Origin of the sequence: Agromyces sp. MMS24-JH15, from assembly GCF_043518605.1 — a bacterium.
In the GTDB taxonomy this organism is placed as follows: Bacteria; Actinomycetota; Actinomycetes; order Actinomycetales; family Microbacteriaceae; genus Agromyces.
In genome coordinates this window covers 610,478-636,206 of record NZ_CP171358.1, presented here as the reverse complement: position 1 = coordinate 636,206, position 25,729 = coordinate 610,478, and the positions used below count along the sequence as shown (strand labels likewise).

22 protein-coding genes are annotated in these 25,729 nt (G+C 73.4%); 12 read left to right on the top strand and 10 right to left on the bottom strand.

The window, feature by feature from the left end:
• Positions 1–16: 16 nt before the first annotated feature.
• Complete coding sequence (locus ACDF64_RS02880) at positions 17–1,177, top strand: NAD(P)-binding domain-containing protein (RefSeq protein ID WP_394553305.1); 1,161 nt, start codon at positions 17–19, stop codon at positions 1,175–1,177.
• Here the strand turns inward: ACDF64_RS02880 and ACDF64_RS02875 are convergent.
• The 6 genes from ACDF64_RS02875 to ACDF64_RS02850 form a co-directional block, all read right to left on the bottom strand.
• Positions 1,161–2,063: an EamA family transporter gene (locus ACDF64_RS02875; protein WP_394553304.1), complete on the bottom strand. Its 903-nt coding sequence runs from the start codon at positions 2,061–2,063 to the stop codon at positions 1,161–1,163. The genes ACDF64_RS02880 and ACDF64_RS02875 overlap by 17 nt on opposite strands.
• A gap of 55 nt (positions 2,064–2,118) precedes the next feature.
• Positions 2,119–4,221, bottom strand: coding sequence for an APC family permease (locus ACDF64_RS02870; protein ID WP_394553303.1), 2,103 nt, complete (start codon positions 4,219–4,221; stop codon positions 2,119–2,121).
• An 82-nt stretch (positions 4,222–4,303) separates the two neighbouring features.
• Positions 4,304–4,675 (bottom strand): fluoride efflux transporter CrcB, encoded by a 372-nt coding sequence (gene crcB, locus ACDF64_RS02865; RefSeq protein ID WP_394553302.1) that lies wholly within the window; start codon positions 4,673–4,675, stop codon positions 4,304–4,306.
• Positions 4,672–5,115 carry a fluoride efflux transporter FluC gene (locus ACDF64_RS02860; RefSeq protein ID WP_394553301.1) on the bottom strand — a complete coding sequence of 148 codons (444 nt, stop codon included), beginning with the start codon at positions 5,113–5,115 and terminating at the stop codon, positions 4,672–4,674. The genes crcB and ACDF64_RS02860 overlap by 4 nt, the downstream gene beginning before the upstream one ends.
• Positions 5,116–5,148: 33 nt before the next feature.
• Complete coding sequence (locus ACDF64_RS02855) at positions 5,149–5,802, bottom strand: PadR family transcriptional regulator (protein WP_394553300.1); 654 nt, start codon at positions 5,800–5,802, stop codon at positions 5,149–5,151.
• Entirely contained in the window at positions 5,799–6,740 is a 942-nt protein-coding gene (locus tag ACDF64_RS02850; protein WP_394553299.1) for a DUF4097 family beta strand repeat-containing protein, read from the bottom strand. The genes ACDF64_RS02855 and ACDF64_RS02850 overlap by 4 nt, the downstream gene beginning before the upstream one ends.
• 166 nt (positions 6,741–6,906) lie before the next feature.
• Here ACDF64_RS02850 and ACDF64_RS02845 point away from each other — a divergent pair, with 166 nt between their 5' ends.
• On the top strand, positions 6,907–7,662 hold the full coding sequence (locus tag ACDF64_RS02845) for a MerR family transcriptional regulator (protein ID WP_394553298.1): 756 nt from the start codon (positions 6,907–6,909) through the stop codon (positions 7,660–7,662).
• Here the strand turns inward: ACDF64_RS02845 and ACDF64_RS02840 are convergent.
• Positions 7,641–8,405 carry a YitT family protein gene (locus tag ACDF64_RS02840; protein WP_394553297.1) on the bottom strand — a complete coding sequence of 255 codons (765 nt, stop codon included), beginning with the start codon at positions 8,403–8,405 and terminating at the stop codon, positions 7,641–7,643. The genes ACDF64_RS02845 and ACDF64_RS02840 overlap by 22 nt on opposite strands.
• Positions 8,406–8,467: 62 nt before the next feature.
• On the opposite strand from ACDF64_RS02840, the gene ACDF64_RS02835 reads away from it, so the two are divergent.
• The 8 genes from ACDF64_RS02835 (at position 8,468) to ACDF64_RS02800 (ending at position 18,868) form a co-directional block, all read left to right on the top strand.
• Positions 8,468–9,910, top strand: coding sequence for a PLP-dependent aminotransferase family protein (locus ACDF64_RS02835; RefSeq protein WP_394553296.1), 1,443 nt, complete (start codon positions 8,468–8,470; stop codon positions 9,908–9,910).
• A 114-nt stretch (positions 9,911–10,024) separates the two neighbouring features.
• Positions 10,025–12,427, top strand: coding sequence for an esterase-like activity of phytase family protein (locus ACDF64_RS02830; RefSeq protein WP_394553295.1), 2,403 nt, complete (start codon positions 10,025–10,027; stop codon positions 12,425–12,427).
• Positions 12,428–12,581: 154 nt separating this feature from the next.
• Complete coding sequence (locus tag ACDF64_RS02825; protein ID WP_394553294.1) at positions 12,582–15,797, top strand: efflux RND transporter permease subunit; 3,216 nt, start codon at positions 12,582–12,584, stop codon at positions 15,795–15,797.
• A gap of 110 nt (positions 15,798–15,907) precedes the next feature.
• Positions 15,908–16,612 carry a GntR family transcriptional regulator gene (locus ACDF64_RS02820; RefSeq protein ID WP_394553293.1) on the top strand — a complete coding sequence of 235 codons (705 nt, stop codon included), beginning with the start codon at positions 15,908–15,910 and terminating at the stop codon, positions 16,610–16,612.
• 47 nt (positions 16,613–16,659) lie between these two features.
• Positions 16,660–17,145 (top strand): SixA phosphatase family protein, encoded by a 486-nt coding sequence (locus ACDF64_RS02815; protein ID WP_394553292.1) that lies wholly within the window; start codon positions 16,660–16,662, stop codon positions 17,143–17,145.
• Between the two features lie 81 nt (positions 17,146–17,226).
• Positions 17,227–17,820, top strand: coding sequence for a sulfite oxidase-like oxidoreductase (locus tag ACDF64_RS02810; protein ID WP_394553291.1), 594 nt, complete (start codon positions 17,227–17,229; stop codon positions 17,818–17,820).
• Positions 17,817–18,608 carry an FAD-binding oxidoreductase gene (locus ACDF64_RS02805; protein WP_394553290.1) on the top strand — a complete coding sequence of 264 codons (792 nt, stop codon included), beginning with the start codon at positions 17,817–17,819 and terminating at the stop codon, positions 18,606–18,608. Before ACDF64_RS02810 ends, ACDF64_RS02805 begins: the two co-directional genes overlap by 4 nt.
• On the top strand, positions 18,605–18,868 hold the full coding sequence (locus tag ACDF64_RS02800; protein WP_394553289.1) for a DUF6510 family protein: 264 nt from the start codon (positions 18,605–18,607) through the stop codon (positions 18,866–18,868). Before ACDF64_RS02805 ends, ACDF64_RS02800 begins: the two co-directional genes overlap by 4 nt.
• Before the next feature lie 6 nt (positions 18,869–18,874).
• Here ACDF64_RS02800 and ACDF64_RS02795 read toward each other — a convergent pair whose 3' ends face one another.
• The 3 genes from ACDF64_RS02795 to ACDF64_RS02785 all read right to left on the bottom strand — a co-directional run bounded on the left by ACDF64_RS02795 (position 18,875) and on the right by ACDF64_RS02785 (position 22,736).
• Positions 18,875–20,299 (bottom strand): M23 family metallopeptidase, encoded by a 1,425-nt coding sequence (locus ACDF64_RS02795; RefSeq protein ID WP_394553288.1) that lies wholly within the window; start codon positions 20,297–20,299, stop codon positions 18,875–18,877.
• A gap of 160 nt (positions 20,300–20,459) precedes the next feature.
• Entirely contained in the window at positions 20,460–21,509 is a 1,050-nt protein-coding gene (locus tag ACDF64_RS02790) for an alpha/beta hydrolase (RefSeq protein ID WP_394553287.1), read from the bottom strand.
• 99 nt (positions 21,510–21,608) lie between these two features.
• Positions 21,609–22,736, bottom strand: a complete 1,128-nt coding sequence (locus tag ACDF64_RS02785; protein WP_394553286.1) for a hypothetical protein — start codon at positions 22,734–22,736, stop codon at positions 21,609–21,611.
• A 326-nt stretch (positions 22,737–23,062) separates the two neighbouring features.
• Here ACDF64_RS02785 and ACDF64_RS02780 point away from each other — a divergent pair, with 326 nt between their 5' ends.
• Complete coding sequence (locus tag ACDF64_RS02780; RefSeq protein ID WP_394553285.1) at positions 23,063–25,303, top strand: DEAD/DEAH box helicase; 2,241 nt, start codon at positions 23,063–23,065, stop codon at positions 25,301–25,303.
• 147 nt (positions 25,304–25,450) lie between these two features.
• Positions 25,451–25,678: a hypothetical protein gene (locus ACDF64_RS02775; RefSeq protein WP_394553284.1), complete on the top strand. Its 228-nt coding sequence runs from the start codon at positions 25,451–25,453 to the stop codon at positions 25,676–25,678.
• Positions 25,679–25,729: the final 51 nt, after the last annotated feature.

The following is a 25,729-nucleotide window of genomic DNA, read 5'->3' as shown; positions in this document are numbered from 1 at the left end:
GTGGTGGAATAGGGGGGTGAACCCCGTACCCGAGCGCGTCAAGGTCGCGGTGATCGGGTCCGGTCAGGCCGGGCTCTCGGTCGCCTTCTACCTGCGACGGTTCGAACTCGTCGCGGACGAGGACTTCGTGATGCTCGACCGCGCGCCGGGTCCCGGCGGCGCCTGGCAGCACCGGTGGAGCTCGCTCCGGCTCGGCACCGCGCACCGCGTGAACGACCTGCCCGGCATGGCCGAGCTCGGCCTCTCGTTCGACACGGCGGACCGTCAGGCCCCCGCGCGCGAGGTCGTCGCCGACTACTACGGGCGGTTCGAGGAGCACTTCGACCTGAAGGTGCACCGGCCGATCGACGTCAAGCGCGTCACCAACGACGGCGCCGACCTCCGGATCGAGTTCGAGGACCTCGCCCCCCAGCCGCTCGAGGAACAGCGCACCCGCGGGTTCTTCGCGCGCCGGCGCCGGACCTTCGTCGAGCCCGAGGTGCACCGCGGCGAGGTGCGCACGCAGTTCCTCGTGAACGCGACCGGGACGTGGGGCTCGCCGTTCGTGCCCTACTACCCCGGCATGTCCGACTTCCAGGGGCGGCACCTGCACACGTCCGACTACCTCGACGCCGAGTCGTTCCGCGGCCAGCACGTGGTTGTGGTCGGCGGCGGGACCTCCGCCATCGGCTTCATGCTCGAGCTCGAGCACGTCGCGGCCGGCCTCACGTGGGTGAGCCGGCGGCCCATCGACTGGCTCGATCGGCAGGAGCTCGACCTCGAGGGCGCCTCGGCCGCGGTCGCGCTGCAGGACGAGGCGGCGCGGTCCGGTCGCGCGCTGCCGTCGGTCGTGAGCGGTACGGGCGTGCCGAGGAGCCGGCGCATCGCCTCGGGCATCGAGCGCGGCCTGCTCGTGGCCCGTCCGATGTTCCAGCGGATCGAGCCGGACCGGGTGACGTGGCCCGACGGGGCATCCGCTCGCGCCGACGCGATCATCTGGGCGACCGGGTTCCGACCGGAACTCCGCCACCTCGCACCGCTGAAGCTCCGCGAGCGCGCCGGCGGCGTGACCGTCGGGCAGGGCGCCACGTGGAGCGACCCCCGCATCTTCCTCGCGGGCTACGGCCCGCAGGCGTCGACGATCGGGGCGAATCGCGCCGGCCGCATGATCGCGCGCCAGATCATGGCGATGCTGTAGCGGATGCCCCGCCCGAGCGCCCGCCGCGCGCGGCCGTGAGCACGGCGCCGATGCTCGCCGCGATGACGAGCGCGACCGCGAGTGCGCCGACCCACGTGAACGACTGGCCGAGCAGGATCAGCCCCGCGACGGCGGCCATCGCCGGTGCGAGGCTCATCAGGATCGCGAACGTCGACGCCGGCAGGCGCCGCAGCGCGATGAGCTCGAGCGCGTAGGGGATCGTCGAGCTCAGCAGCGCGACCGCGAGGCCGAGGGCCAGCACGTCGGGACGGATCAGCACCGCTCCCGTCGTCCAGACGCCGAACGGCAGCATCGCGAGCGCACCGATCGCCATCGCGATCGCGAGCCCGTCGAGCCCGGCGAAGCTCCGGCCGGTCCGCGCCGACAGCAGGATGTACGCGGCCCAGGTCGCCCCGGCGCCGGCCGCGAGCACGACGCCCACCGGGTCGAGGTGCCCGAAGCTGCCCTGGCCGAGCAGCAGGACCCCGGCGGCCGCGAGGCCGGCCCAGACCACCGCCGACCAGCGGCGGTTCGTCGCGACCGAGAGCGCGAGCGGCCCGAGCACCTCGATCGTGACGGCGGCGCCCAGCGGAATGCGCTCGATCGAGAGGTAGAACAGCGCGTTCATGAGTGCGAGCGCGAGCCCGAACGCGGCGACCGTGCCCCACGCCGACGCCCCGTGGCCGCGCAGGCGCGGGCGGGCGAGCAGGAGCAGCACGATCGCCGAGAACCCCAGCCGCAGCGTCACCATCCCGATCGGGCCGGCCGTCGGGAAGAGCAGCACCGCGATCGACGCGCCGACCTCCTGGCACGCGAGTCCGATCACGACGAGGGCGGTCGCCCCGACGGGGCCGCCGACGAGTCGGCCGAGGCGCGTCCGGGTCACCCCTCGACGTTACCCGGCGCCGGCGGGCTTCCCCGACGCGTGCGGGGCATCCGGCTCAGCGCCTCGTGGTCGCACCGGGCGCGGTGCGCCGGGGGACCGGCCGGACCGGCTCGCCGCGGCGGTCCTGGCCGGGCAGCGGCCGCGAGCGGCGACCGTAGATGAGGTCGGACGAGTCGAGCAGCCAGGGCACGAGCGCGACCGTGACGCCGTGCACGAGCATCACCTTCTGCCGCACCCGGCGCGCCTTGTGGTTGTGCAGGATGTTCTCCCACCAGTGCCCGACGATGTACTGCGGCATGTAGACCGTGATCACCTCGGAGCCGTGCTCCTCGCGGTGCTGCTTGATGTACTGGATCAGCGGGTGGCTGAGATCCCGGTACGGAGACGACAGGATCCGCAGCTTCACGTGGATGTTCTGGCGGACCCAGTCCTTCTTCAACTGCTTCGTCTGCGCGTCGTCGAGCGAGACGTGCACGGCCTCGAGCGAGTCGTGCCGGGCGGCGATGGCGTAGTCGAGCGCCTTCAGCACGGGCTTCTGCATGCGCCCGACGAGGACGATCGCGTGGTCGCCGTTCGAGCCGAACACCGTCTGCGCGTCGACCTCGATCTCGCGCTCGACGTCGCGGTAGTAGCGGTTCACGCCCATCATGAGGAAGAACAGGATCGGCATCATGACGAAGACGATCCACGCGCCGTGCGTGAACTTCGTGATCGTCACGACGATGAGGACCACCGCGGTCATGGTCGCCCCGACCGAGTTGATCATGAGCGCGCGGACCGCGGCCCCGTTCGTGATCGGTGCGCGGTCGGGATCGAGCGTGGCCGGCCGGGCGGGAGGGCGCCGCTTCCCCGCCGGGTGCCGCCGGGAGGCGAGCAGCCGCAGCCAGTGCCGCACCATGCCGGTCTGGCCGAGCGTGAACGAGATGAACACGCCGATGATGTAGAGCTGGATCAGCAGGGTCAGGTTCGCCTGGAAGATGACGAGGATCGTCGAGGCCGCGAGCGCCAGGATGATGACGCCGTTCGAGTAGATCAGGCGGTCGCCGCGGGTCGAGAGCGACTTCGGCGCGTAGCCGTCGCGTGCGAGCACCGATCCGAGCAGCGGGAACCCGTTGAACGCGGTGTTCGCCGCCAGCAGCAGGACCAGGGCTGCGGCGACCTGGATGACGTAGAACGGGATCGAGCCGTTGCCGAACACGGCGGCCGCGATCTGCGCGATGAGGCTCGGCTGCGGTTGGGTCGCGCACTCCGCCCAGCCGATCAGGTCGCACGGGTTCTCGGCGTAGTGCACGTCCGAGACGAGCGCCAGGGCGGTCAGGCCCGCGAACATCACGACCGCGAGCCCGGCCATCATGAGCAGCGTCTTCTGGGCGTTCCGCACCTTGGGCAGGCGGAAGGCGGGCACGCCGTTCGCGACGGCCTCGACGCCCGTGAGCGCCGAGCAGCCGCTCGCGAACGCGCGCAGCAGGAGCAGGACGAACGCCGCCTGCACGATCGGCTCGGCCTCGACGCCGTAGGCCGACGATGCGGCGACCGGCGGGTTGCCCGAGAGGGTCTGCACGAGCCCGGTCACGATCAGCACGAGCACGCTGGCCGCGAAGAGGTACGTGGGCACCGAGAACGCGGCGCCCGACTCGCGCACGCCGCGGAGGTTCGCCGCGGCGAGGATGATCACGAACACGACCGCGAGCTCGACGCGCCACGGGTTGAGGTCCGGGAACGCCGAGATGATGTTGTCGACGCCCGAGGCGACGGAGACCACCACGGTCATCACGTAGTCGACGAGCAGCGCGGAGGCCACGACCAGGCCGGCCTTCTCGCCGAGGTTCTTGTGGGCGACCTCGTAGTCGCCGCCGCCCGAGGGGTAGGCGCGGATCAGCTGCCGGTAACTGAGCGCGACCGTGGTGAGGAGCACGACGACCGCGAGCGCGATCCACGGTGCGAACGCGAGGAAGGCGAGCCCGCCCGCGGTGAGCACCATGAGCAGCTCCTGCGGCGCATAGGCCACCGAGGAGAGCGCGTCGCTCGCGAAGACCGGGAGGGCGATGCGCTTCGGCAGCAACTGGCCCTCGAGATGCTCCGTCGGGAGGGGGTCGCCGATGATCCAGTTCTTCGGCGACTTCAACTCTGCGGGAGGCGCGTCACCCTCACTTGTCACGGCGGATGACACTACGCCTGCGGCGGCGGATGTCAAGTCGACGGTCCGCGCACCCCCGAGGACCGCCCCTCCACGGGCGCGTTCAGCGCGCGAGCAGGTACCCGCCGGCCGCGGCCGCGAGCCCGAGCGCGAGCGTGACGGCGACGTTCGCGAGCGCGGGCCGCCAACGGCCGGCGTCGAGCAGTTCGACGGACTCGACCGTCCACGTGCTGAACGTCGTGAGCCCGCCGCAGAAGCCGGTCGCGAGGACGAGCCGGAGGTCCTGGCCGATCGCCGCGCGCTCGGCGAGGCCGAGCACGACGCCCGCGACCGCCGACCCGGCGAGGTTCGCGATGAGGATGCCCCACGGCAGGCGACCGTGCGGGCGCAGCGGGAACCGCCGCGCGAGCAGGTACCTGGCGATCGCGCCGACCGCGCCCGCGACGAGCACGGCGACGACGAGGAGCGGCGTCATCGGGGGGCCTCGCCCGTTCCCGCGCCGGTTCCGGAGCCCCGGCCGGGGTCCGCGTCGAGCCGTCGGCGCACGATCGCCGTCCCGGCGCGGAGGCCGAGCACGGCCGCGACCAGGCCGCCGATCACGCTCGCGGCGAGGTAGCCCGCGGCGGTCCACCAGGCGTCGGCGCGGCCGAGCACGACGAGCGCCGCCATCACGGACGAGAACGTCGTGAACGACCCGAGCACGCCCGCGCCCACGCCGGCCTTCACCCAGTCGGGCGTCGACGGGAGCCGCCAGGCGCCGCCGACGCACGCGCCGAGCGCGAGCGCGCCGGCGAGGTTCACGAGCAGGATCCCGAGCGGGAGGTCGTCGTCGGCGTGCGGCAGGGCGGCCTCGACCGCGAGGCGGAGGCCGGTGCCGACGAGGCCGCCGACGAACACCGCGAGGAGGGAACGCACGGTGCGAGCGTACGGCCGTGCGGGCCCGGGCTCCTACTCGTCGAGCGCGGCGAGGAGTTCGGCGTGCACCTCGTCGAGCCGCGTGCGGAGCAGCGCGACGGTCTCGGCCGTCAGGCGGTCGCGGCGCGGCTGGGCGCGCAGGTCGGTCCGCAGGCGCTGGCGGAACTCGGTGAGCACGAGGTCGGCCTCCTGGACGGCGACCGCCGAGCCCGCGGCGTTCCCGGTCGTCGAGGATCCGGGCTGCGAGGCATCCGACGTCGTCCAGCTGTTCGCCTCCGCCGTCGCGCGTGCCGAGCGCTTGGCCTCGCGGGCCGCGTTCGCGAGCTCGGCGCGCAGGGTCCGCATCGCGGAGTCGACCTCGCTGCGCACGCCCTCGGCGAGCCGGCGGATCGAGTCGTCGACGTCGTCCTCGATGGCGTCGAGCTCGGGGCGACGGCGGTCGAGCTCGGCGCGGCCCGTGGAGGTGATCTCGTAGACCGTCTTGCGGCCGTCGGAGGCCTTGGTGACCAGGCCCTCCTCCTCGAGCTTGCTGAGGCGCGGATAGATGGTGCCCGCGCTCGGGGCGTAGGTGCCGCCGAACCGGTCGGAGAGCGCCTGGATCAGCTCGTAGCCGTGCCGGGGCTGCTCCGCCAGGAGGGCGAGGAGGTAGAGGCGCAGGCTGCCGTGCGCGAAGACCGGCGGAGTCATGCCGGCTCTCCATCGGGTGCGGTCTCGGCCCACGCGGCCGGGGCATCCGTCGAGCTCGCGGAATCCGTCGAGCTCGGGGCATCCGTCGCGCTCGTCGCGCCCGCCGGGGTCGCTGTGCCCGCGGGCCGGGCGACCGGCTCGCGCCGGATCACCGAGATGCTGCCCGAGACGCTGTTCGCGCCGAGGTCGAGCCACGTGCCGGCGAGTTCGCCGGTCGTCCGCTCGAAGCCCTTGCCCAGCGTGAGGCGGAACTCGGAGTCGTCGATGAGGATCGTGCCGCTCACGGTGTTGACCCGGTAGCGGGCGCCTGCGGCGGGAACGAACCGCACGGTGAGGTTGCCGGTGACCGTGTTGGTGTCGATCCGAGACGGGGTGCCGTGCGCGTCGACGATCATGTCGCCAGAGACCGTGTCGGCGTTGAAGCCGAGGATGTCGCCCGACGCGACCACGTCGCCCGACACCGAGTGCGCGGTGACGCGGCCGACGTGGTTGCCGGCCGAGACCTCGCCCGACACGGTCGACAGCTCGATGTCGCCGACGTGGTTGTCGACGACGAACTCGCCGGACACGGTGTTGAACTTCGCGTCGCCGTCGAAGCCCGTGACGAGCGCGTCGCCGTTGACGATGCCGATCTTCAGCAGGACGTGTCGCGGGGCGAGGATGGAGACCTGGGCCCGCGCGTTGCCGCGCCACTGCTTGAAGACGTCGAGGAAGTTGTCCCAGCGCAGCTGCGGATGGTCGATCTCGAGCGCGTCGCCGTCGATCGAGACGGTGATCTCCTTGCCGGTGACGCCCGAGATCTCGACGCGCGCGCCGGGCTCGTCGTGCGCGATCAGGTCGAGCCGGCCGCCGATGAGGCTCACCTTGAGCTTGCGGACGAGTTCGAGGTCGATGACCCGGGACTCGCCCGGAGCGATGGCCCACTTCTCGATGGACATGATGGGAACTCCCTGGGGTGAATCGCGTTATATCGCGTTGATGTGAAACACGATATATCGCGATTGACGGGAGCGCAAGCGGCCGCGTCGAATCCGACTTGACCTTGACGCTGCGTCAACCTCTACCGTGGAGGTATCGCCGGACGACCGATCGAGAGGAGGCGCGATGGACTGGTCCATCCAGGAGGTGGCGCGACTGGCCGGCACGACCAGCAGGACCCTCCGCCACTACGACGACGTCGGCCTGCTCGCGCCGAGTCGCATCGGCGCGAACGGCTACCGGTACTACGACCGCACGGCTCTCGTGCGGCTGCAGCGGATCCTGCTGCTGCGCGACCTCGGGCTCGGCCTGCCCGCCATCGGCGAGGTCCTCGACGACCAGCCGGCCGAGGCGCGCGCGCTCGAGGGCCACCTCGGGTGGCTCCGGCAGGAACAGGATCGGCTGGCGCGTCAGGTCGCGTCGGTCGAGCGGACCATCACGGCATTGGAAGGAGGTGAGGAGATCATGGCAGGAGAGATGTTCGACGGGTTCGACCACACGCAGTACCGCGAGGAGGTCGAGGAGCGCTGGGGTCGCGACGCGTACGCGTCGAGCGACGCCTGGTGGCGCGGACTCGGCCCCGACGGCCAGCGCGCCTGGAAGGAGCGCTCGGCCGAGCTCGGCCGCGACTGGATCGCGGCGGCGGAGTCCGGCATCGAGCCCGGCAGCGCCGAGGCGCAGGCGCTCGCGAAGCGCCACGTCGAGTGGCTGACGGGGATCCCGGGCACGCCGGCCGCGGCCGGGCGCGACGTGCGGGCGTACGTCATCGGGCTCGGCGAGATGTACGTCGCGGACCCGCGGTTCGGCGCGAACTACGGCGGCGAGGCCGGTGCGGCCTTCGTCCGCGACGCGCTGCGCGCCTACGCGGAGGCGGAGCTGTAGGCGGTCGCGGTCGTGCCGGTGGATGCCTCGGCCGGGGCATTCACCGGGGCGGCCGTCTCGGCCGCGCTTGCTGCTCCGGCCGAGCCGGGCGCGGCGGCATCGGCCGGGGCGACCCGCTCGCTCGCGCGGCGGATCCGGAGCCGGGGGAGCATCCACCCGCAGACCGGGCCGATCGTGAGTGCGAACAGCACCGTGCCGACGCCGACCACGCCGCCCAGGAGCCAGCCGGCGAGGACGACCGCGACCTCGACCGCGGTGCGGCCGACCCAGATCGGCCACCCCGTTCGGCGGTGGATGCCCGTCATCAGCCCGTCGCGCGGGCCCGGGCCGAAGTCGGCGCCGATGTACAGCCCGCTCGCGAGGCCCACGACGAGGATGCCGGCGGGCAGCAGCACGATGCGGAGCCATAGCGGGAGGCCCTCGGGGATGGCGAGGAACGCGAGGTCCGCGGCGGGCCCGACGAGCAGCGCGTTCATGAGCGTGCCGAATCCCGGCCGCTGGCGGAGCGGGATCCAGAGCAGCAGGACGATGCCGCTCGTGACCACGACCACGAGCCCGAACCCGAGCCCGGTCTGCCGCACGATGCCCTGCGTCAGGACGTCCCACGGGGCGCTGCCGAGGTCGGCCCGCACGATCATCGCGATGCCGGTGCCGTAGAGGAACAGCCCGACGAGCAGCTGCACGAGGCGGCGCGTCAGGATCGGGGCGGGATCGTCGAAGGAGGCGAGGCGGCGGTTCGGCATGGAACCATCCAATTCCACAAGTGGCCTGTCTCCAACAGTCCAATCGGCATAAAGTGGCCTGCATGGATGCCTCGCTCACGGCACGTTCCCTCGAATCGCTGCTCGGCGACTGGCGGACCGGCTCGGCCGACAGCGTCTACGGCGCGCTCGCCGAACGCGTGCGCCTGCTCGCGATCGACGGGCGCATCCCGGTGGACACGCGCGTCCCCGCCGAGCGCGACCTCGCCGACCGGCTCGGCGTCAGCCGGGCGACCGTGACCGCCGCCTACGGGCGCCTGCGCGAGCAGGGCTACCTGCACAGCGTGCGCGGCTCCGGCAGCGTCGTCCGCCTGCCCGGCGCGCCGGCGATCCTGCCCGTTCCGCCCGCCGCCGAGTACCTCGACCTCTCGAAGGCCGCGCCGCCCGCACTGCCCTGGCTCGCCGACGCCGCGCGCGCCGCCGTGGAGGAACTCCCCCGGCACCTCGCCGACTCCGGCTACGACCCGATCGGGCTGCCCGAGCTCCGCCGCGCGATCGCCGACCGGTACGCCGTGCGCGGACTCCCGACGACACCCGACCAGGTCATGGTCACGATCGGCGCGCAGCACGCCATCGCGCTGCTCGCGCGGGCGGTCGTCGGGCGCGGCGACCGGGCGGTCATCGAGGTGCCGACCTATCCGCACGCCTACGAGGCGCTGCGGGCCGCCGGGGCGCGGCTGGTCCCGGCGCCGGTCCGGCCGCACGAGGCGGGCGACGACGACGGGCAGGCCGCCGACGTCGACGCCCTCGTGCAGTCGTTCGGCCGGGCGAACCCGTCGCTCGCGTACCTCATGCCGGACTTCCAGAACCCGACCGGGCGCTCGCTCGCCCCCGAGGACCGCGTGCGCGTCACCGAGGCCGCGGCGCGGCACGGAACGATCGTGGTCGCCGACGAGACGACGGCCGAGCTCGACATCGACCGGGTCGGCGAGTTCATGCCGCTCGCCGCATACGGCGCGGCGGTGCTCGTCGGCTCGGTCGGCAAGACCGTGTGGGGCGGGCTGCGCGTCGGCTGGATCCGCGCCGAACGGCCGCTCATCCGTCGCCTGCTCGCGGTGCGCGCACCCGGCGACCTCGGCACGCCGATCCTCGACCAGCTCGTCGTCGCGCGCGTGCTCGAGCGCATGGACGACGTGCTCGCGTTGCGCCGCGAGCAGTTCCGCGCCGGGCGCGACCGCCTCGAGGCGCGCCTGGCCGAATCGTTCCCCGAGTGGCACGTCCCGCACGTCGCCGGCGGCATCGCGACCTGGGTCGGACTCGGCGCACCCGTGAGCTCGCAACTCGCGCTCGCCGCGCGGACCCACGGCCTCATCGTGGCGGCGGGACCGCGCTTCGGCATCGACGGCGCGTTCGAGCGGTTCCTCCGCCTGCCGATCTGCGCCCCCGACGACGTGATGGCCCCCGCGATCGCCGCGCTCGGGCGAGCCTGGACCTCGCTCGGAGGCGTGCCGGCGCCCGAGTCCGCGCTCCTCGCCGAGGTCGTGTAGCCATCGCCCGTTCACGCCGGGGACCGCGGCCGGCCACCGGCGGATCATCGGCCGGTCACCCGGGATCGTGACGCTGGCGGAGTCCACGACCCCCGACCCCAGGAGCACACGACGATGCTGCGTCCTCGTTCCCTCACGGTCGGCGCGCTCGCCGGGGCATCCGCCATCGCCGTCGCCGCGCTCGCGGTGCCCGGCGCGGCGTCCGCCCACGGCAACGCGCCCGCCCGACTCTTCGACCGCACGGCGACCTTCCCCGTCTACCTGAACGTGCCCGCGGGGGTCGACCCCGCGGCCGCGACCGTCGCCGAGATCTCGGCGATCAGCCCGGACGGCCGGACCGTCATCTACACCGACGCGCTCGGCGAGCGGATCGGCTTCGTCGACGTGACCGACCCGTCGAAGCCGGTCGGCGCGGGCACGCTCGAGCTGTCGGAGCTCACGGACGCCCCCGCCGCCTCGCCGACCTCGGTCGCCGCCTACGGCTCCTACGTGCTCGTGGTCGTCGACACGACCGACTACGACGCCGACACCCCGGGGTCGAAGGCGCGCTCGGGCGAGCTCGTGGTCGTCGACGACGCCACTCACGCGGTCGTCGCGACCCTCGACCTCGGCGGCCAGCCCGACTCGATCGCGGTGTCGAAGGACGGCCGGTTCGCCGCGATCGCGATCGAGAACCAGCGCAACGAGGGCATCGCGGCCGACGGCGGGCAGGGGGCGGCGGGCGACCTGCCGCAGGCGCCCGCGGGCTTCGTGCAGGTGATCGCGCTCGACGACACCCCGGCCGACTGGACCGCTGAGCCGATCGCGCTCGTGAACCCGGACGGCTCGGCGCTTCCCGCCGTCGCCGCGGCCGGCCTCGCCGCGCCGACCGACCCCGAGCCCGAGTACGTCTCGATCAACTCGCGGAACGAGCTCGCGGTGACGCTCCAGGAGAACAACGGCGTCGTGGTCCTCGACCTGCCGACCCGGTCGATCCGCGCGGTGTTCTCGGCCGGGTCGGTGACCGCGCCCGGCTTCGACCTGAAGAAGGACGGCGTCATCGACGCGTCGCAGTCGCTCGTCGGCGTGCCGCGCGAGCCCGACGCCGTCGGCTGGGTCGACGACGACCACCTCGCGACCGCGAACGAGGGCGACTGGAAGGGCGGCACGCGCGGCTGGACCGTCTTCGACGCCGCGACGGGCGGCGTGGTGTGGGACGCGGGCGACTCGTACGAGCAGCTCGCGATCCGGTACGGCCTGCACAACAACGACCGTGCCGCGAAGAAGGGCGCCGAGCCCGAGGGGCTCGCGATCGCCGAGTTCGACGGGCGCACGCTCGCGTTCGTGGCATCCGAGCGCTCGAACTTCGTCGCCGTCTACGACGTGGACGACCCCGCGAAGCCCGAGTTCGTGCAGGTGCTGTTCTCGACCAACGGGCCCGAGGGCATCCTGCCGGTGCCGTCGCGGAACCTGCTCGTCGTCTCGAGCGAGACGGATGCCGCGAGCACGCGCGTGCGCTCGGCGGTCAACCTGTACCAGCTCGGCAGGCGCAACGCGCAGCCCGCCCAGCCCTCGATCGTCTCCGGCGACCAGGGCGGCCGGGCGATCGGCTGGCAGGCGCTCGGCGCGCTCTCCGGCATCCCCGGGCAGCCCGGCCGGCTGCTCGCGGCATCCGACGTCGCGGTGAGCCCGGCGACCCTGTACGCGGTCGACACGACGGCCTCGCCCGCGCGCATCACGCAGTCGATCCGGGTGACCGAGGGCGGCGCGCCCGCGGCGCTGGACGTCGAGGGCGTCGTCGCGACCTCGCGGACGGGCGGCTGGCTCGCGGTCGAGGGCGCGACGGGCGCCGGCAACGTGCTGAAGCAGTACGCCCTCCAGGATGGCGTCGCGGTGGTCACGAAGACCGTCCAGCTCCCGGCCGACGTGACCTCGCACATCGCGAACTGGGGTCTCGAGGGCGTGACGTCGATCACCGACCGCGCAGGCGAGCACCTCTGGGTCGTGTTGCAGCGCCAGCTCTGGGCCGACCCCGCCGCGGCGGCCAAGGTCGAGGCCGGCGACGGCGCGGGGGTGACCCGCATCGGCCGGTACGACGTCGCGACGGGCGCGTGGACCTGGTTCGGCTACCGCCTCGAGTCGACCTCGACCCCCGGCGACTGGATCGGCCTGTCGGAGATCACCGCGGTCGACGCGGACACCCTCGCGGTCGTCGAGCGCGACAAGCTCAACGGGCCGGATGCCGCGATCAAGCGGGTCTACACCGTCGAGATCCCGAAGCGCGACCCGGCCGCCGGCACGCTGCCGGTGCTCGAGAAGCGGCTCGCGGTCGACGTGCTGCCCGCGCTCCGGTCGGTCGACGGCTGGACGCAGGAGAAGCTCGAGGGCCTCGCGATCGGCGCGGACGGTCGCGTCTACGCCGTGACCGACAACGACGGCCTGAAGGATGCCACGGGCGAGACCGTGTTCCTCGACCTGGGGAAGGCGAAGCAGGTCTTCGACGCGAAGCCCGGCACGGGCCACGGCCGGAACGGCTGAGCCCGCGCGGCCCAGTGAGCGGCCCGCCGGCCCACCCGCCGGCGGGCCGTTCCGCGCGCCCGTCGTCGTCCGCGGGGTCGGCGCGGCCCCAGTCCGGGGCGCTCCCAGCATCCCGTGACCGAAACGGACCATCCGCCCTGCGAGAATCGAGCCCATGCACCTGCTGGCGAAGTTGTCCATGAAGAACCGCGCCCTCATCGCGCTCGTCACGATCGTGGTGGCGATCTTCGGCGGCATCTCGCTCACGAGCCTGAAGCAGGAGCTCGCGCCGTCGATCGAGTTCCCGCAGCTGTCGATCGTGACGGCCTACCCGGGCGCGTCGCCCGACATCGTGAACGCGGATGTCTCGACCCCGATCGAGACCGCGATCCAGGGCATCACCGGGCTCGAGTCGACGGCCACGACGAGCTCCACCGGGTTCTCGCGCGTAACCGCGAGCTTCACCTACGGCACCGACCTCGCGTTCGCCGAGCAGAAGCTGCTGTCGGCCGTGAACCGCATCTCGGCAAACCTGCCGGACGACGTCGACCCGCAGGTCGTCGCGTTCTCCCTGAGCGACCTCCCCGTGATCGCCGTCGCGGTCACGGGCGCCGATGACGTGAGCGCCCTGTCGGACGAGATCACGCGCACCACGCTCGGCGAGATCAACGACATCGACGGCGTCCGCCAGGCGAACCTCGTGGGCGACACCGGCCAGCGCGTCACGATCACGCCCGACCCCGCGAAGCTCGCCGTCGCGGGCTTCACCCAGCAGGACATCCGCACCGCCCTCCAGCAGAACGGCGTGCTCATCCCGGCGGGCACGATCGACGACGGGGACTCGACCTACGCGGTGCAGACCGGCACTCGCATCGGCAGCGTCGACGACATCTCGGCCCTCCCGCTCGTCGGCGGCGTCTCGCCGATCAGGGACGCGCCGGTCGAGGCGACCATCGGCGACGTCGCGACCGTCGAGCTCGCCGAGAACCCCGTGACGAGCATCTCGCGCGTGAACGGCGAGCCGGCGCTCACGATCTCGGTGACGAAGCTGCCCGCGGCCAACACGGTCGACGTCTCCAACGCCGTCAAGGACCTGATGCCCGACCTCGAGGCCTCCCTCGACACGACCAACCCGGGCGCGACGCTCACGGTCGTCTTCGACCAGGCGCCCTACATCGAGCAGTCGATCGAGTCGCTCGCGACCGAGGGCCTGCTCGGCCTCGCGTTCGCGGTCATCGTCATCCTCGTCTTCCTGCTGTCGATCCGCGCGACCCTGGTCACGGCGATCTCGATCCCGACGTCGGTCCTGATCACGTTCATCGGCCTCCAGGTGGCCGACTACACGCTGAACATCCTCACGCTCGGCGCGCTCACGATCGCGATCGGCCGCGTGGTCGACGACTCCATCGTCGTCATCGAGAACATCAAGCGGCACCTCGTCGCCGGCGTCGACAAGGCGTCGACGATCGTGCACGCCGTGCGCGAGGTCGCCGGCGCGATCACCGCCTCGACCATCACGACCGTCGCCGTGTTCCTCCCGATCGCGCTCGTCGAGGGCGTGACCGGCGAGCTGTTCCGGCCGTTCTCCCTCACGATCACGATCGCGCTCCTCGCGTCGCTGCTCGTGTCGCTCACGATCGTGCCCGTGCTCGCGTACTGGTTCCTGAAGCCCGCCAAGGCGCACAAGCACGACGAGGCATCCGAGGCCGCGGCCGCCGCGTTCGTCGACGAGACCGGCCCCGGCCGGGGCGCCGCCGACGAGCTCGAGCGTCCGACGCTGCTCCAGCGCGGCTACCTGCCGATCATCCACTGGACCCTGAGGCACAGCGTCGTGACGCTGCTCATCGCGGTGCTGGTCCTGGGCGGCACGCTGGCGCTCGTGCCGTTCATGAAGACGAACTTCCTCGGCTCCAGCGGGCAGAACACCTTCCAGGTCACGCAGGAGCTCCCGGTCGGCACGAGCCTCGACGCGATGGACGCGGCCAGCGACCCCGTCGAGCAGGTGCTGCTCGACACCGAGGGCATCGAGACCGTGCAGGTGTCGATCGGATCGGGCGGCCGCGGGCTCGCGGCGCTGCTCGGCGGCGGCGGCGCGACCGTGACGTACTCGATCACCACGGACGAGTCGGCCGACCAGGACGCGCTGCAGGCCGAGGTCCGCGACGAGCTCGACGACCTCGAGGACGTCGGCGAGATCACGCTCGCCGCGTCCAGCGGCTTCGGGTCCTCGAACGACATCGAGGTCGACATCACGGCCTCGAACGCCGAGGACCTGCAGGCCGCCACGGACGCCGTCGTCGCGGAGCTGTCCGACGCCGACGCCCTCAGCCAGGTGACGTCGAACCTCTCGGAGGCGCGCCCCTACGTCGCCGTCGAGGTCGACCGCGACGCGGCCGCGGCCGCGGGCTTCAGCGAGGTCGCGCTCGGCGGCTACGTCTCGGCGGCCATGCAGCCGCAGGCGGCCGGGTCGGTGGTCATCGAGGAGCAGACGCTCACGATCTACCTCGCCGCGCAGGACCCGCCGACCTCGGTCGAGGAGCTCAGCGCGCTCGAGGTGCCGACCTCGTCCGGCCTCGTCCCGCTCGACACGCTCGCGACGATCGAGACGGTCGACGGCCCGGCCACGGTGACCACGGTGAAGGGCCTCCGCAGCGCGACCGTCTCCGCCACTCCGGCCGGCGACGACCTCGGCACCGCGAACGCGGCGGTCACGCAGGCGCTCGCCGACGTCGAGCTCCCCGCGGGCACGTCCGCGTCGCTGGGCGGCGTCACGGCCGACCAGGGCGAGGCGTTCGCACAGCTCGGCCTCGCGCTGCTCGCGGCGATCCTGATCGTCTACATCGTGATGGTCGCGACCTTCCGCTCGCTCCTCCAGCCGCTCCTGCTGCTGGTCTCGGTGCCCTTCGCGGCGACGGGCGCGATCGCGCTGCAGGTGATCACCGGCGTCCCCCTCGGCGTCGCGTCGCTGGTCGGCGTGCTCATGCTGGTCGGCATCGTGGTGACGAACGCGATCGTCCTCATCGACCTCGTGAACCAGTACCGCGACCGCGGCATGAGCGTCCGCGACGCGCTCGAGCACGGTGCATCCCGTCGTCTCCGGCCCATCCTCATGACCGCGCTCGCGACGATCTTCGCGCTGCTGCCGATGGCGATCGGGATCACCGGGCACTCGGGCTTCATCTCGCAGCCGCTCGCGCTCGTGGTGATCGGCGGCCTGGTCTCGTCGACGGTCCTCACGCTCGTCGTGCTGCCGACGTTGTACCACCTCGTCGAGGGCGCGCGCGAGCGTCGTCGCCTGCGCAGGCAGGGCGGGGCGGATGCCTCGGGCGCGGCGGAGCCCGGCGCGGACGGTCCGGGTGCGATCGACCCCTCGGCGGCGACCGTCGAGTAACCGGCGACCGCGCCCGCCCGCGGCGACCGAACCCGCTGTTCACGCAGAGTTCACCGGGTCGTCGGTCGCCGCGGCCGCGCCGGTCGCCGCGCCGTTCCTAGGCTCGGGACATGACGATCGCGTCCGCCCCGGTGTCGCAGCGGGTGCGGCTCGCGGTGCTGGACCGCATCGTGCGCGGCGAGTGGGCGGAAGGCGCGCCGCTCCCGAGCGAGGCGGCGATGTGCCGCGAGTTCGGCACGTCGCGCGGCTCGGTTCGGCGCGCCCTCGCGTCGCTCCGCGCCGAGGGCGCGATCGTCGGTGGCCGCGGGCGGGCACCCGTCGTCGGCCGCGTCGTGCCCTCGCGTCCGCTGCTGGACGCGCGCTCGTTCACCGAGTGGGCGCGCGACGAGGGGCGGACCGCCGGCCAGCGCACGCTGTCGCTGGATCGCCGCCCCGCCACCTCGCACGCGGCCGGCGCACTGGGCCTCGACGAGGGCGCGACGGTCGTCGAGCTCGTCCGCGTGCGGACGCTCGACGACGTGCCCGTGCTGCTCGAGCGCGCGGTGTTCCCGCCGGACGTGGGGCGGCACCTGTTCGGCCTCGACCCGGTCGCCGGCTCGGTGACCGCCGAGCTCGCGCGGCGCGGTGCGGCGCAGGTCCGCTCGCAGCACACGGTCGACGCGGTGGGCGCGAACCGGCTCGACGCCGAGACGCTCGCGGTGCCGGTGGGCACGCCGCTGCTGCGCGATCGACGGCGGGCGCAGGATGCCTCCGGCCGCACGACCACGGTCGTCGACGCGCGGTACCGCCCCGACTTCGCGACGCTGCGCGCCTGAGCCGTTCCGGTCTCGCGGCGCACGCCTCGCGGTGGGAGGCTGGTGGGGTGAAGACGCTCTTCCTCGTCCGGCATGCGAAGTCCGACTGGGGCGACCCGTGGCTCGCCGACCACGACCGCCCGCTGAACGCGCGCGGCGAGCGGGACGCGCCTGCCACGGGGCGTCGTCTCGCCGAGCGCGGCGCCGCGGTGGACGTGGTCGTCACGAGCACGGCCGTCCGCGCCCGCACGACCGCGCGCGCGATCGCGGCCGCCCTCGGCGTGCCCGAGGACCGGCTCATCGAGGACGAGGGGTTGTACGGGGCATCCGGACCCTCGATCCTCGCGGTCGCCGCGGGCCTGCCCGATGCGATCGGCGTCGCGATGCTCGTGGGCCACAACCCGGGCATGAGCGAGGCGCTCCGCGACCTCACCGGCGAGTGGGCCGACCTCCCGACCTGCGCGGTCGCGGAGTGCCGCGTCGACGTGGACGCGTGGGCGGAGCTGGTCGAGGGCACGGGCGCGCTCGTGCGCCTGGACACCCCGCGGGGATGACGCCCGACCCGTCGGCGGCGTAGCATCGCGATCGACCCCGCCCGCACGAGGGCGTCGGGCGCGCGACCGGAGGAGGCCCGGATGTCGTTCGTCACCCGAGGATTCGGCGGCCGCCGCCACGACGCCGACCCGCGGCTCCCACCGGGCCAGACGCTCGTCGACGGATTCCCCGTGCTGAGCGCGGGTCCGACGCCGGAGGTCGACACCGCGGACTGGGAGTTCGTCATCCGCACCGAGTCCGGTGCGCGGCACAGCTGGAACTGGGACGAGTTCACCGCACTCGAGGCCGAGGATGTCTCGACCGACATCCACTGCGTCACGCACTGGTCGAAGCTCGGGACCAGCTGGCGGGGCGTCTCGCTCGACACGCTGTTCGAGGACGTCGAGACCGACGCGGGCTACGTCATGGCGCACAGCTACGGCGGCTACACCACGAACGTCCCGTTCGACGAGCTGCTCGACGGGCAGGCCTGGATCGCGTACGAGTACGACGGCGAACCGCTCGACCCGGAGCACGGCGGACCGGCACGGCTCCTCGTGCCGCACCTCTACTTCTGGAAGAGCGCGAAGTGGGTGCGCGGTCTCGTGATGATGGAGGACGACGAGCCCGGATTCTGGGAGCAGAACGGGTACCACCTGCACGGGGATCCGTGGAAGGAGGAGCGGTACTGGTGACCGGAACCGCCGTCTCGGGCGCCGGGACCACAGCGGCGCGCGGCGTCCCCAGGGCCCGGCCCGCGTGGCACGTCGCGACCGTGTCGTCGGCCCGGATGGAGTCGCCGACCGCTCGCCGCATCGTGCTCGACGTGCCGACCTGGCCCGGGAACGCCGCCGGCCAGCACCTCGACCTCCGGCTCACCGCACCCGACGGGTACACCGCGACCCGGTCGTACTCGATCGCCTCGGCCGGCGACGGCACCCGGGTGACGCTCGCGGTCGACCGCCTGCCCGACGGCGAGGTGTCGCCGTTCCTGGTCGACGACCTCCGCGAGGGCGACCTGCTCGAGGTGCACGGCCCGCTCGGCCGGTACTTCATCTGGGAGCCGTCGGCCGCCGACGGCCGCCCGGTGCAGCTCATCGCCGGCGGGTCCGGCGTCGTGCCGCTCGTCGCGATCGCCCAGGCGCACGCCGACGCGGGGCACCCCGCGCCGATGCGCCTGCTCTACTCGGTCCGCACCCCCGAGGACGTCCTGTTCGCGGACGCGCTCACCGGGTTCGGCGAGGCGGATGCCCCGTTCCGGCTCGACCTCGTCTACACGCGCCGTGCCCCGGAGGGGTGGCCGGTCCCGGCCGGGCGGATCGACCGGCGCGTGCTCGGGGCATCCGTGCTGCCCGTCGACAGCCGGCCGATCGTCTACGTGTGCGGTTCGACCGGGTTCGTCGAGCGGGTCGCCGACTGGCTCATCGCGCTCGGGCACGCACCGGGGGACATCCGCACGGAACGATTCGGAGGCACCGCATGACCCACCTCGACGGCAACTCGCTCGCGGGAGCGCTCGCCGACGTGTTCGCGTTCGACATGACGGCGGCGACCGCGCGGTGCCGGACCTGCGGCGTCATCGACGTCCTGGCGCGCGCGATGGTGTACCCGAGCCCCGCGGGCACGGTCGTCAGGTGCGCGGCGTGCGGCGAGGTGCTCGCGACGCTCGTGGACGCCGGCGACCGCCTGTTCCTCGGGTTCTCGGGCGTGACCGCGATCGAGGTGCCGAAGACGGCGGGCTGAGCCCGGTCAGTCGATCGGCACCCCGCGGGCCGCCATGAACGGTCGCGAGTCGGTCGGCACGCCGTCGACGCGGACCTCGAAGTGCAGGTGGCATCCGGTCGACAGGCCCGTGGTGCCGACCACGCCGATCACCTGACCCGCCTTCACGAGTTCGCCCACGGTCACGAGCACGCCGCCGGGCGCGAGGTGCGCGTAGCCCGTCGTCACGCCGATGCCGTGGTCGATGAGGACCCAGTTGCCGAGGCCCCCGTTCTCGCCGGCCTGCACCACCACGCCGGAGGTCGCCGCGTAGACCGGGGTGCCGCACGCGGCGCCGATGTCGGTGCCGCGGTGGAAGTCGTTCGCGCCCGCGATCGGCTTGTTCGGACGGGGGCCGAAGTCGTCGGTCACGTTGCCCGACACCGGCAGCGACCAGCCTTGGCCGCTCAGCCGGCCGGAGTCGACCGGGATGTTGCGGAACGCCTCGAGGCTCGACGGCGAGGCCGTGTTCTCGATCGCCGTCATCTGGTCGTGCGCGGCGGCCACTGCGAGCTCGGCGTCGGCGACCTGGGCCTCGTACTCCTCGGCGGGCACCGCGTCGACGGCCGCCCAGGCGCGTTCGGCGCGCTCCTCGGCGAAGGCGGCGTCGTCGTCGAGGTCACCTGCGATCCGCTCGAGGTCGTCGGCGTCGCTCGCGAGCCGGTTCACTCGGTCCACGCCGGCGAGCCCGGCGAGGAGGTCCTTGCCGGCGCCGAACGCGCCCGGCAGCGACGCGAGGGTCGCATCCGAGGATCGGCGGCTCGCGGCGATGTACGCGTCGGCCGCGGCCTTGGCCTGACGGCGAGCGGTCTCGGCACGGACGTCGAGCTCCTGGGCCAGCTGGCGCGCCGAGTCCTCCATCTCACGGGCGTCCGCGAGCGAGCCGCGCGCGCCGTCGAGGTCCAGTTCGGCCTGGTCCATCGCGTTCAGCGCCTCGATCAGCGAGCTCAGGTCGTTCCCCATGCCGTCGAAGATCGTGCCGCCGCCGAACATCGCGAACAGCTCCTCGTCGGTGAGGGGCGAGTACTCGCCGCCCGCGAACGGGTCCACGGGGATCGGCAGCGCCGGAGTCGGCGCGGGCGGCTGGGGCGTGGGTGTCGGCGTCGGCGTCGGTTCGGGCGTGGGCTCCGGGGTCGGCTCGGGCGTGGGCTCCGGAGTCGGCGTCGGCGTCGGCGTGGGTTCGGGCGTGGGCTCCGGAGTCGGCTCGGGCGTCTCGGACGGATCCGTGGTCCCGTCGCCGGGTTCGGCCGGCTCGGTCGGCGGCGTGGTCTCCGCCGGAGCCGTCGGCGTCGGGGTCGGAGTCTCCTCCGCGGAGGCCGGGAGCGTGCCGCCGACGCCGAGGACCAGGGTCCAGATCGCGAACAGGGCAAGGGCGACTCGCCGAGGCCTGCCGGCTCGGGTTGAGTGGCTCATCTTGTCATCGCGCAACGGCATGAAGGGGATCCGTCTCTTCGCCTCGTAGTAGTCGAAGTCTTCGCTCAGTCTCGCAGGGGCGCCGCGCTGCGCACAATGACGAAACGCTCGGATCCGCGCCCCACTCCGGGGCACACGGAACCGGAGGATGCGCCGCAGATCAGCCGAGGTGGGCGTGCAGGAATGCGGCGACCCTCGCCCTGAGCTGGGCGTCGAGGATGCCGATCGAGTGCTCGGCGCCCGGGACGACGGCGAGCTCGACCGGCACCGCGACGGCCCGCAGCGCCGACGCGAACCGCTCCGACTGGGCGAGCGGGATCACCTCGCCGACCGCGTGGCCGATGAAGACGGGCGGATCGCTCGCGTCGAGGCGGGACGTCGGCGAGGCATCCGCCGCGGCGGGGCATCCGGTCTCGAGGTCGTCGGGATCGCACGCGACGTAGTCGGCGACGATCCCGCGGAGCCAGGCGTCACCGCCGTCGAGCGCGTCGAGCGCGACCGGACCCGACAACTCGGCGACGGCCGCGACGCGAGATCCCTCGTCGAGCGGACCGTCGCCGGTCGCGCCGAGCAGGGCCGCGAGGTTGCCGCCGGCCGATCCCCCGAAGGCGCCGATGCGCGCCGGATCGAGGTCGAACCGCTCGACCTGCTCGGGCTCGCGCAGCCACGAGACGGCGAGGGCCACGTCGTCGAGCTGCGCCGGGAAGACCGCGTCGGGGACCAGTCGGTAGTTCACGGACACCGCGACGAACCCCTCGCTCGCGAGCCAGAGGCAGACGTTGCGCCAGTCGGCGTTCGCCTTGTCGCCGCGCGCCCAGCTGCCGCCGTGGATCGAGACGACCGCGGGCAGCGAGGCTCGCGGGGATGGCACGGCGTCGTCGCCGGCGGCATCCGCGTCGGATGCGTGCGCCACGTCGCTCAGGGCCGGCCGGCAGACGTCGAGCGTGAGCAGCGTGCCGTCCTCGCGCGTGCCGTACTCGAGGTCGGCTTCGACGCGGATCCCCTCCGGCGCGGTGAACGTGCGAATGCCGACGGGCTGGATGCCCGCGATCTCGCTCCGAGCCTCGGCACCCGCGGGATCGATCGCCTGCAGCCCGACGTGGAAGCCCGACAGCACGGCCGATGCGGCGAGTGCCGCGGCGAGGGCGGCGGCGGCCAGGAGCGGCCGACGGCGCCGGCGCCCGCGACCGCCGGAGGGGCGAGTGGTCACGGGTGCTCCGGTTTTCGGGTGAGGTGATGGTACCTCAGGTTCCCCGGGTGCTCGCTTCGCGGGGTTGCCCGCGGCCCGGCTTCGCCAGGTGTCGCGTCGTCAGGGCAGTGGTTCGCCGGTCGCGGCGTCGAAGACGGCATACCCGTCCTCGTACGCGGAATCGAGCGAGACCATCACCTGCACCGGCATCGCGCCCGAGGCATCCGGGGCCATGCTGCGCGACACGCTGACCATGATCGAGTCGGGGTCCGCGATGCCGCTCGCCGCCTTCGCCTCCTCGATGAACGCGGGGATCCGCGAGAAGTCCACCTCGGACGTGTCGAACAGCGCGGCCGCCGGGTCCTCGGGCTGGATGAGCTCGGGGCCCTGGTGCTCGGTCCGGTCGTACCGGTACTGGTACGTGTCGATCGTGAGCGCGCCGGGGGAGGACGGTGCCGCCGCCAGCGCGTAGGAGTCGTAGAAGCGGATCGACGTGAACTCCGACCCGCCGGTCTCGGCCTCGAGCGCGGCGACGATGTCGGCGTGCCGGTCCCCCTCGACGACGCCCGCCGCGGCCGGGTCGCCGGCGAGGATCGCGCCGACCGACCGGCCGATGGTGGCGTAGGCCGGGTAGGCGACGACCGCCGCCGAGACCGCGAGGAGCGCCCACCACCCGATCACGAGGACGGGATTCGCGCGCTTCGCCGTCCGTGCCGCGGCCGTCGCCGACGGCTCCCACGCGGGCGCGGCCGCGGCGAGCGGCACCGTGCGATCGTCGCCCGTGCGAAGCTGCTCGGCCTGGCGGAGGCCGGCCCAGTCGGCCGGGGGCTCGAACACGATCCGCACGCCCGCATCGGCGTCGTCGGGTCGCTCGACGACGATGATGCTGCCCGGGGAGACCTGGGCGAGGCCCGTGAGGTCGATGATCTGGCGATGCGTCGTCGTGTACGGGGCGCGGTGGCGGGGCGCGACCGTGAGCTGCAGTTCGCACTGCGGCTGGTCGTTGACCGAGAAGCCGGTGCGCGTGATCCGCTCGACCCGGGCGAGGGCGAGCTTGTGCGGATCGACGGGGGCGGGCGGCGTGCGCCGCTTGCCGAACGAGAACACGCTCCACAGGCCGGTCAGGATGCCGACCGGGAGCGCGACGCTCCACAGGATCGTGTACCGCGGGTCGCCCGTGGCGATCGCGCCCACGATGCCGCCGAGTACGGCGCCGAACGCCAGCGCCGAGATGATCCGCAGAATCATCGAGGTCCCTTCCGCACGGACCGCTCGGTCGAGGGTCCCCCAGCAGCGAGGATGGCACGTCCGGCGGCTCGCGCGCATCGGTGCGCACCCCGAGCCCACGGCGCGTTCACAGGGGCATCCGGTATCGTGGTGGGGTCGGTCTTGGGCACCGCGCGCTCGCGCGGATGGGTTTGTGAGTCCCGAGGGCCGGTTCCGAGGCGAGTCCGCCTCCGGATAGTCACCGTATGTGAACGGCCCCGGCCCACCAGCGTTCCGGGTTCCCAGTCGAGTCGCGCGCCCGCGCGGCCCGCTGCCATGTACTCGAGCAGCAACCCAGGAAGACACCCATGCCGAAGAACAAGAAGCCCGCCGGCGGACGTCCGGCCCGCAACTTCGACCCCTCCTACGCCCGCGCTTCCGCCAAGCCCGGCTCGCGCAGCAAGGGCCACCGCGGCCACCGGCCCGACGAGGCCGAGGCCCGCGCGAAGGCACCGCGCTGGACCCGCGAGGAGCGAATCGCCGGCGGACGCACCGAGCACCGCTCGGAGCGCACCGGCCGGTTCGAGCGCGACGACCGCGCGCCGCGTCGGTTGGACCGCGATGACCGCACGCCGCGTCGCGACGCCGACCGGACCGATCGCCCCGCCCGCGGGTTCGACCGCGACGACCGGGCGCCCCGTCGGTACGACGACCGGAACGAGCGCACGCCGCGCCAGTACGACCGGAACGATCGCACCGAGCGGCCCACGCGCCGGTTCGACGACCGGACCGACCGGCCCGCCCGCAGCCACGACCGCGACGACCGCGCGCCGCGCCAGTACGACCGGCACGATCGCAGCGACCGCCCCGCCCGCCGGTTCGACGACCGGACCGACCGGCCCGCGCGCAGCCATGACCGCGACGACCGCGCCCCGCGCCGGTTCGACGACCGCGGCGACCGTCCCGCGCGCAGCCACGACCGCAACGACCGCGCCCCGCGCCGGTTCGACGACCGCGGCGACCGCCCGGCCCGTCGCGACTTCGATCGGCGCGAGCACGCCGCACGCCGCGACCCCCAGGGCGGCGACCGCGCCCCTCGTCGATTCGACGACCGCGGTGACCGTCCCGCGCGCAGCCACGACCGCAACGACCGCGCCCCGCGCCGGTTCGACCGGGACGACCGGGCGCCGCGTCGATTCGACGACCGCGGCGACCGCCGCCCGTCGCAGTACTTCCCCGCCCAGGATCAGCGCGCCGGGTACGCTCCCGCCGACGACGTCGTGCTCGAGCGCCTCGAGGCCCAGTCGATCCAGGCCGGTGCGGTCGAGGGCGTCGACTTCGGCGACCTCGGGCTCGGCCAGAACATCGTGCGCGCGCTCCGCGAGCTCGGCGCCGAGCACCCGTTCCCGATCCAGGCCGCGACCATCCCGGTCGTGCTCGAGGGTCGCGACGTGCTCGGCCGCGGCCGCACGGGTTCGGGCAAGACCATCGCCTTCGGCGCCCCGACCGTCGAGCGACTCATGCAGCAGTGGGCCGGCCAGGGCGACGGCGAGCGCCGCAAGCGCGCGATGGGCCGTTCGCCCCGCGCACTCATCCTGGCGCCGACCCGCGAGCTCGCCCTCCAGATCGACCGCACCGTGCAGCCGATCGCGCAGGCCGTCGGCCTGTTCACCACGCAGGTCTACGGCGGCGTGCCGCAGGGCCGCCAGGTCGGCGCACTCCGCCGCGGCGTCGACATCGTGATCGGCACCCCGGGCCGCATCGAGGACCTCGAGCGCCAGGGCCACCTCGACCTCTCCTCGATCGAGATCACCGTGCTCGACGAGGCCGACCACATGTGCGACCTCGGCTTCCTGGAGCCGGTGCAGCGGATCCTGCGGATGACCCGCGACGGCGGCCAGAAGCTGCTGTTCTCGGCGACCCTCGACACCGGCGTGGCCGCGCTCGTCGACGAGTTCCTCGTCGACCCGGCCGTGCACGAGGTCGCCGGCGAGGACCAGGCGTCCAGCACGATCGAGCACCGCGTGTTCGTCATCGATCACCGCGACAAGCGCGACGTCGTCGCCCTGCTCGCCGATCGGGACGGCAAGACGCTCGTCTTCGCGCGCACGCGGGCGTTCGCCGAGGACCTCGCCGAGCACCTCGAGGACCGCGGGCTGCGCACGGTCGCCCTGCACGGCGACCTGAACCAGGCCAAGCGCACGCGCAACCTGCAGCAGCTCACGAGCGGCCGGGTCGACGTGCTGGTCGCGACGGATGTCGCGGCGCGGGGCATCCACGTCGACGACATCGACCTCGTGGTCCAGGCCGACGCGCCCGACGAGTACAAGACCTACCTGCACCGCGCCGGCCGCACCGGCCGGGCCGGGCGCTCGGGCCGGGTCGTGACGCTCATCCCGCGCAACCGGCAGCGCCGCATGAGCGAGCTGCTCGAGCGCGCCGAGATCGAGGTCGACTTCGAGGACGTCCGGCTCGGCGACGAGGTGCTCCGCACGCTCGAGCCCGCCGCGATCGAGTCGGAGGCGGCGTCCGACGTCGTCGTCGACGCGGACGAGGTGCAGGTCGAGGCCGAGGTCGAGGCCGAGGCCGAGGCGACGATCGCCGACTGACCGGGCCCGTCGCCCGAAGCGGGCGGCGCCACGCGACACGTCGAGAACGGCGGTCGGGAAGAACTGAGGATTCCCTCAGCTTTCTCCCGGCCGCCGTTCGGCATTCCCCCGGCCGGCATGCAACCGAGGGGAGGAATGTGGACACTCGTGTCCGAGACCCTTGCCACCGAGCCGATCACCCAGCCCGCGTTCCGGGTGGCCGATCGCGCCGCGACCGACCGCGAGCTCGCGGCCGCCGCGTCGTACGCAGCGCTCGATCGACGCGAGGGCGGCCGAGCCGCACGTGGTCTCCTCTCCGGCCTCGCGTTCGCGATCCCGCTCTGGGGGGTCATCCTCGGCGTCGTCGCCTCGGCCGTCTGGCTGACGGCGCGCTGACGCGTCGCTGACGCGCGGATTCCCAGGTCGCAGCGCCGCCGTCGGGCCGGC

What these genes read in the sequence shown, in the direction of transcription:
- crcB (WP_394553302.1), bottom strand. Translation starts at nt 4,675, where the DNA reads ATGACGCCGCTCCTCGTCGTCGCCGTGCTCGTCGCGGGCGCGGTCGGC.
- ACDF64_RS02855 (WP_394553300.1), bottom strand. Translation starts at nt 5,802, where the DNA reads ATGACTCCGCCGGTCTTCGCGCACGGCAGCCTGCGCCTCTACCTCCTC.
- ACDF64_RS02850 (WP_394553299.1), bottom strand. Translation starts at nt 6,740, where the DNA reads ATGTCCATCGAGAAGTGGGCCATCGCTCCGGGCGAGTCCCGGGTCATC.
- ACDF64_RS02845 (WP_394553298.1), top strand. Translation starts at nt 6,907, where the DNA reads ATGGACTGGTCCATCCAGGAGGTGGCGCGACTGGCCGGCACGACCAGC.
- ACDF64_RS02840 (WP_394553297.1), bottom strand. Translation starts at nt 8,405, where the DNA reads ATGCCGAACCGCCGCCTCGCCTCCTTCGACGATCCCGCCCCGATCCTG.
- ACDF64_RS02835 (WP_394553296.1), top strand. Translation starts at nt 8,468, where the DNA reads ATGGATGCCTCGCTCACGGCACGTTCCCTCGAATCGCTGCTCGGCGAC.
- ACDF64_RS02830 (WP_394553295.1), top strand. Translation starts at nt 10,025, where the DNA reads ATGCTGCGTCCTCGTTCCCTCACGGTCGGCGCGCTCGCCGGGGCATCC.
- ACDF64_RS02825 (WP_394553294.1), top strand. Translation starts at nt 12,582, where the DNA reads ATGCACCTGCTGGCGAAGTTGTCCATGAAGAACCGCGCCCTCATCGCG.
- ACDF64_RS02820 (WP_394553293.1), top strand. Translation starts at nt 15,908, where the DNA reads ATGACGATCGCGTCCGCCCCGGTGTCGCAGCGGGTGCGGCTCGCGGTG.
- ACDF64_RS02810 (WP_394553291.1), top strand. Translation starts at nt 17,227, where the DNA reads ATGTCGTTCGTCACCCGAGGATTCGGCGGCCGCCGCCACGACGCCGAC.
- ACDF64_RS02800 (WP_394553289.1), top strand. Translation starts at nt 18,605, where the DNA reads ATGACCCACCTCGACGGCAACTCGCTCGCGGGAGCGCTCGCCGACGTG.
- ACDF64_RS02795 (WP_394553288.1), bottom strand. Translation starts at nt 20,299, where the DNA reads ATGAGCCACTCAACCCGAGCCGGCAGGCCTCGGCGAGTCGCCCTTGCC.
- ACDF64_RS02785 (WP_394553286.1), bottom strand. Translation starts at nt 22,736, where the DNA reads ATGATTCTGCGGATCATCTCGGCGCTGGCGTTCGGCGCCGTACTCGGC.
- ACDF64_RS02780 (WP_394553285.1), top strand. Translation starts at nt 23,063, where the DNA reads ATGCCGAAGAACAAGAAGCCCGCCGGCGGACGTCCGGCCCGCAACTTC.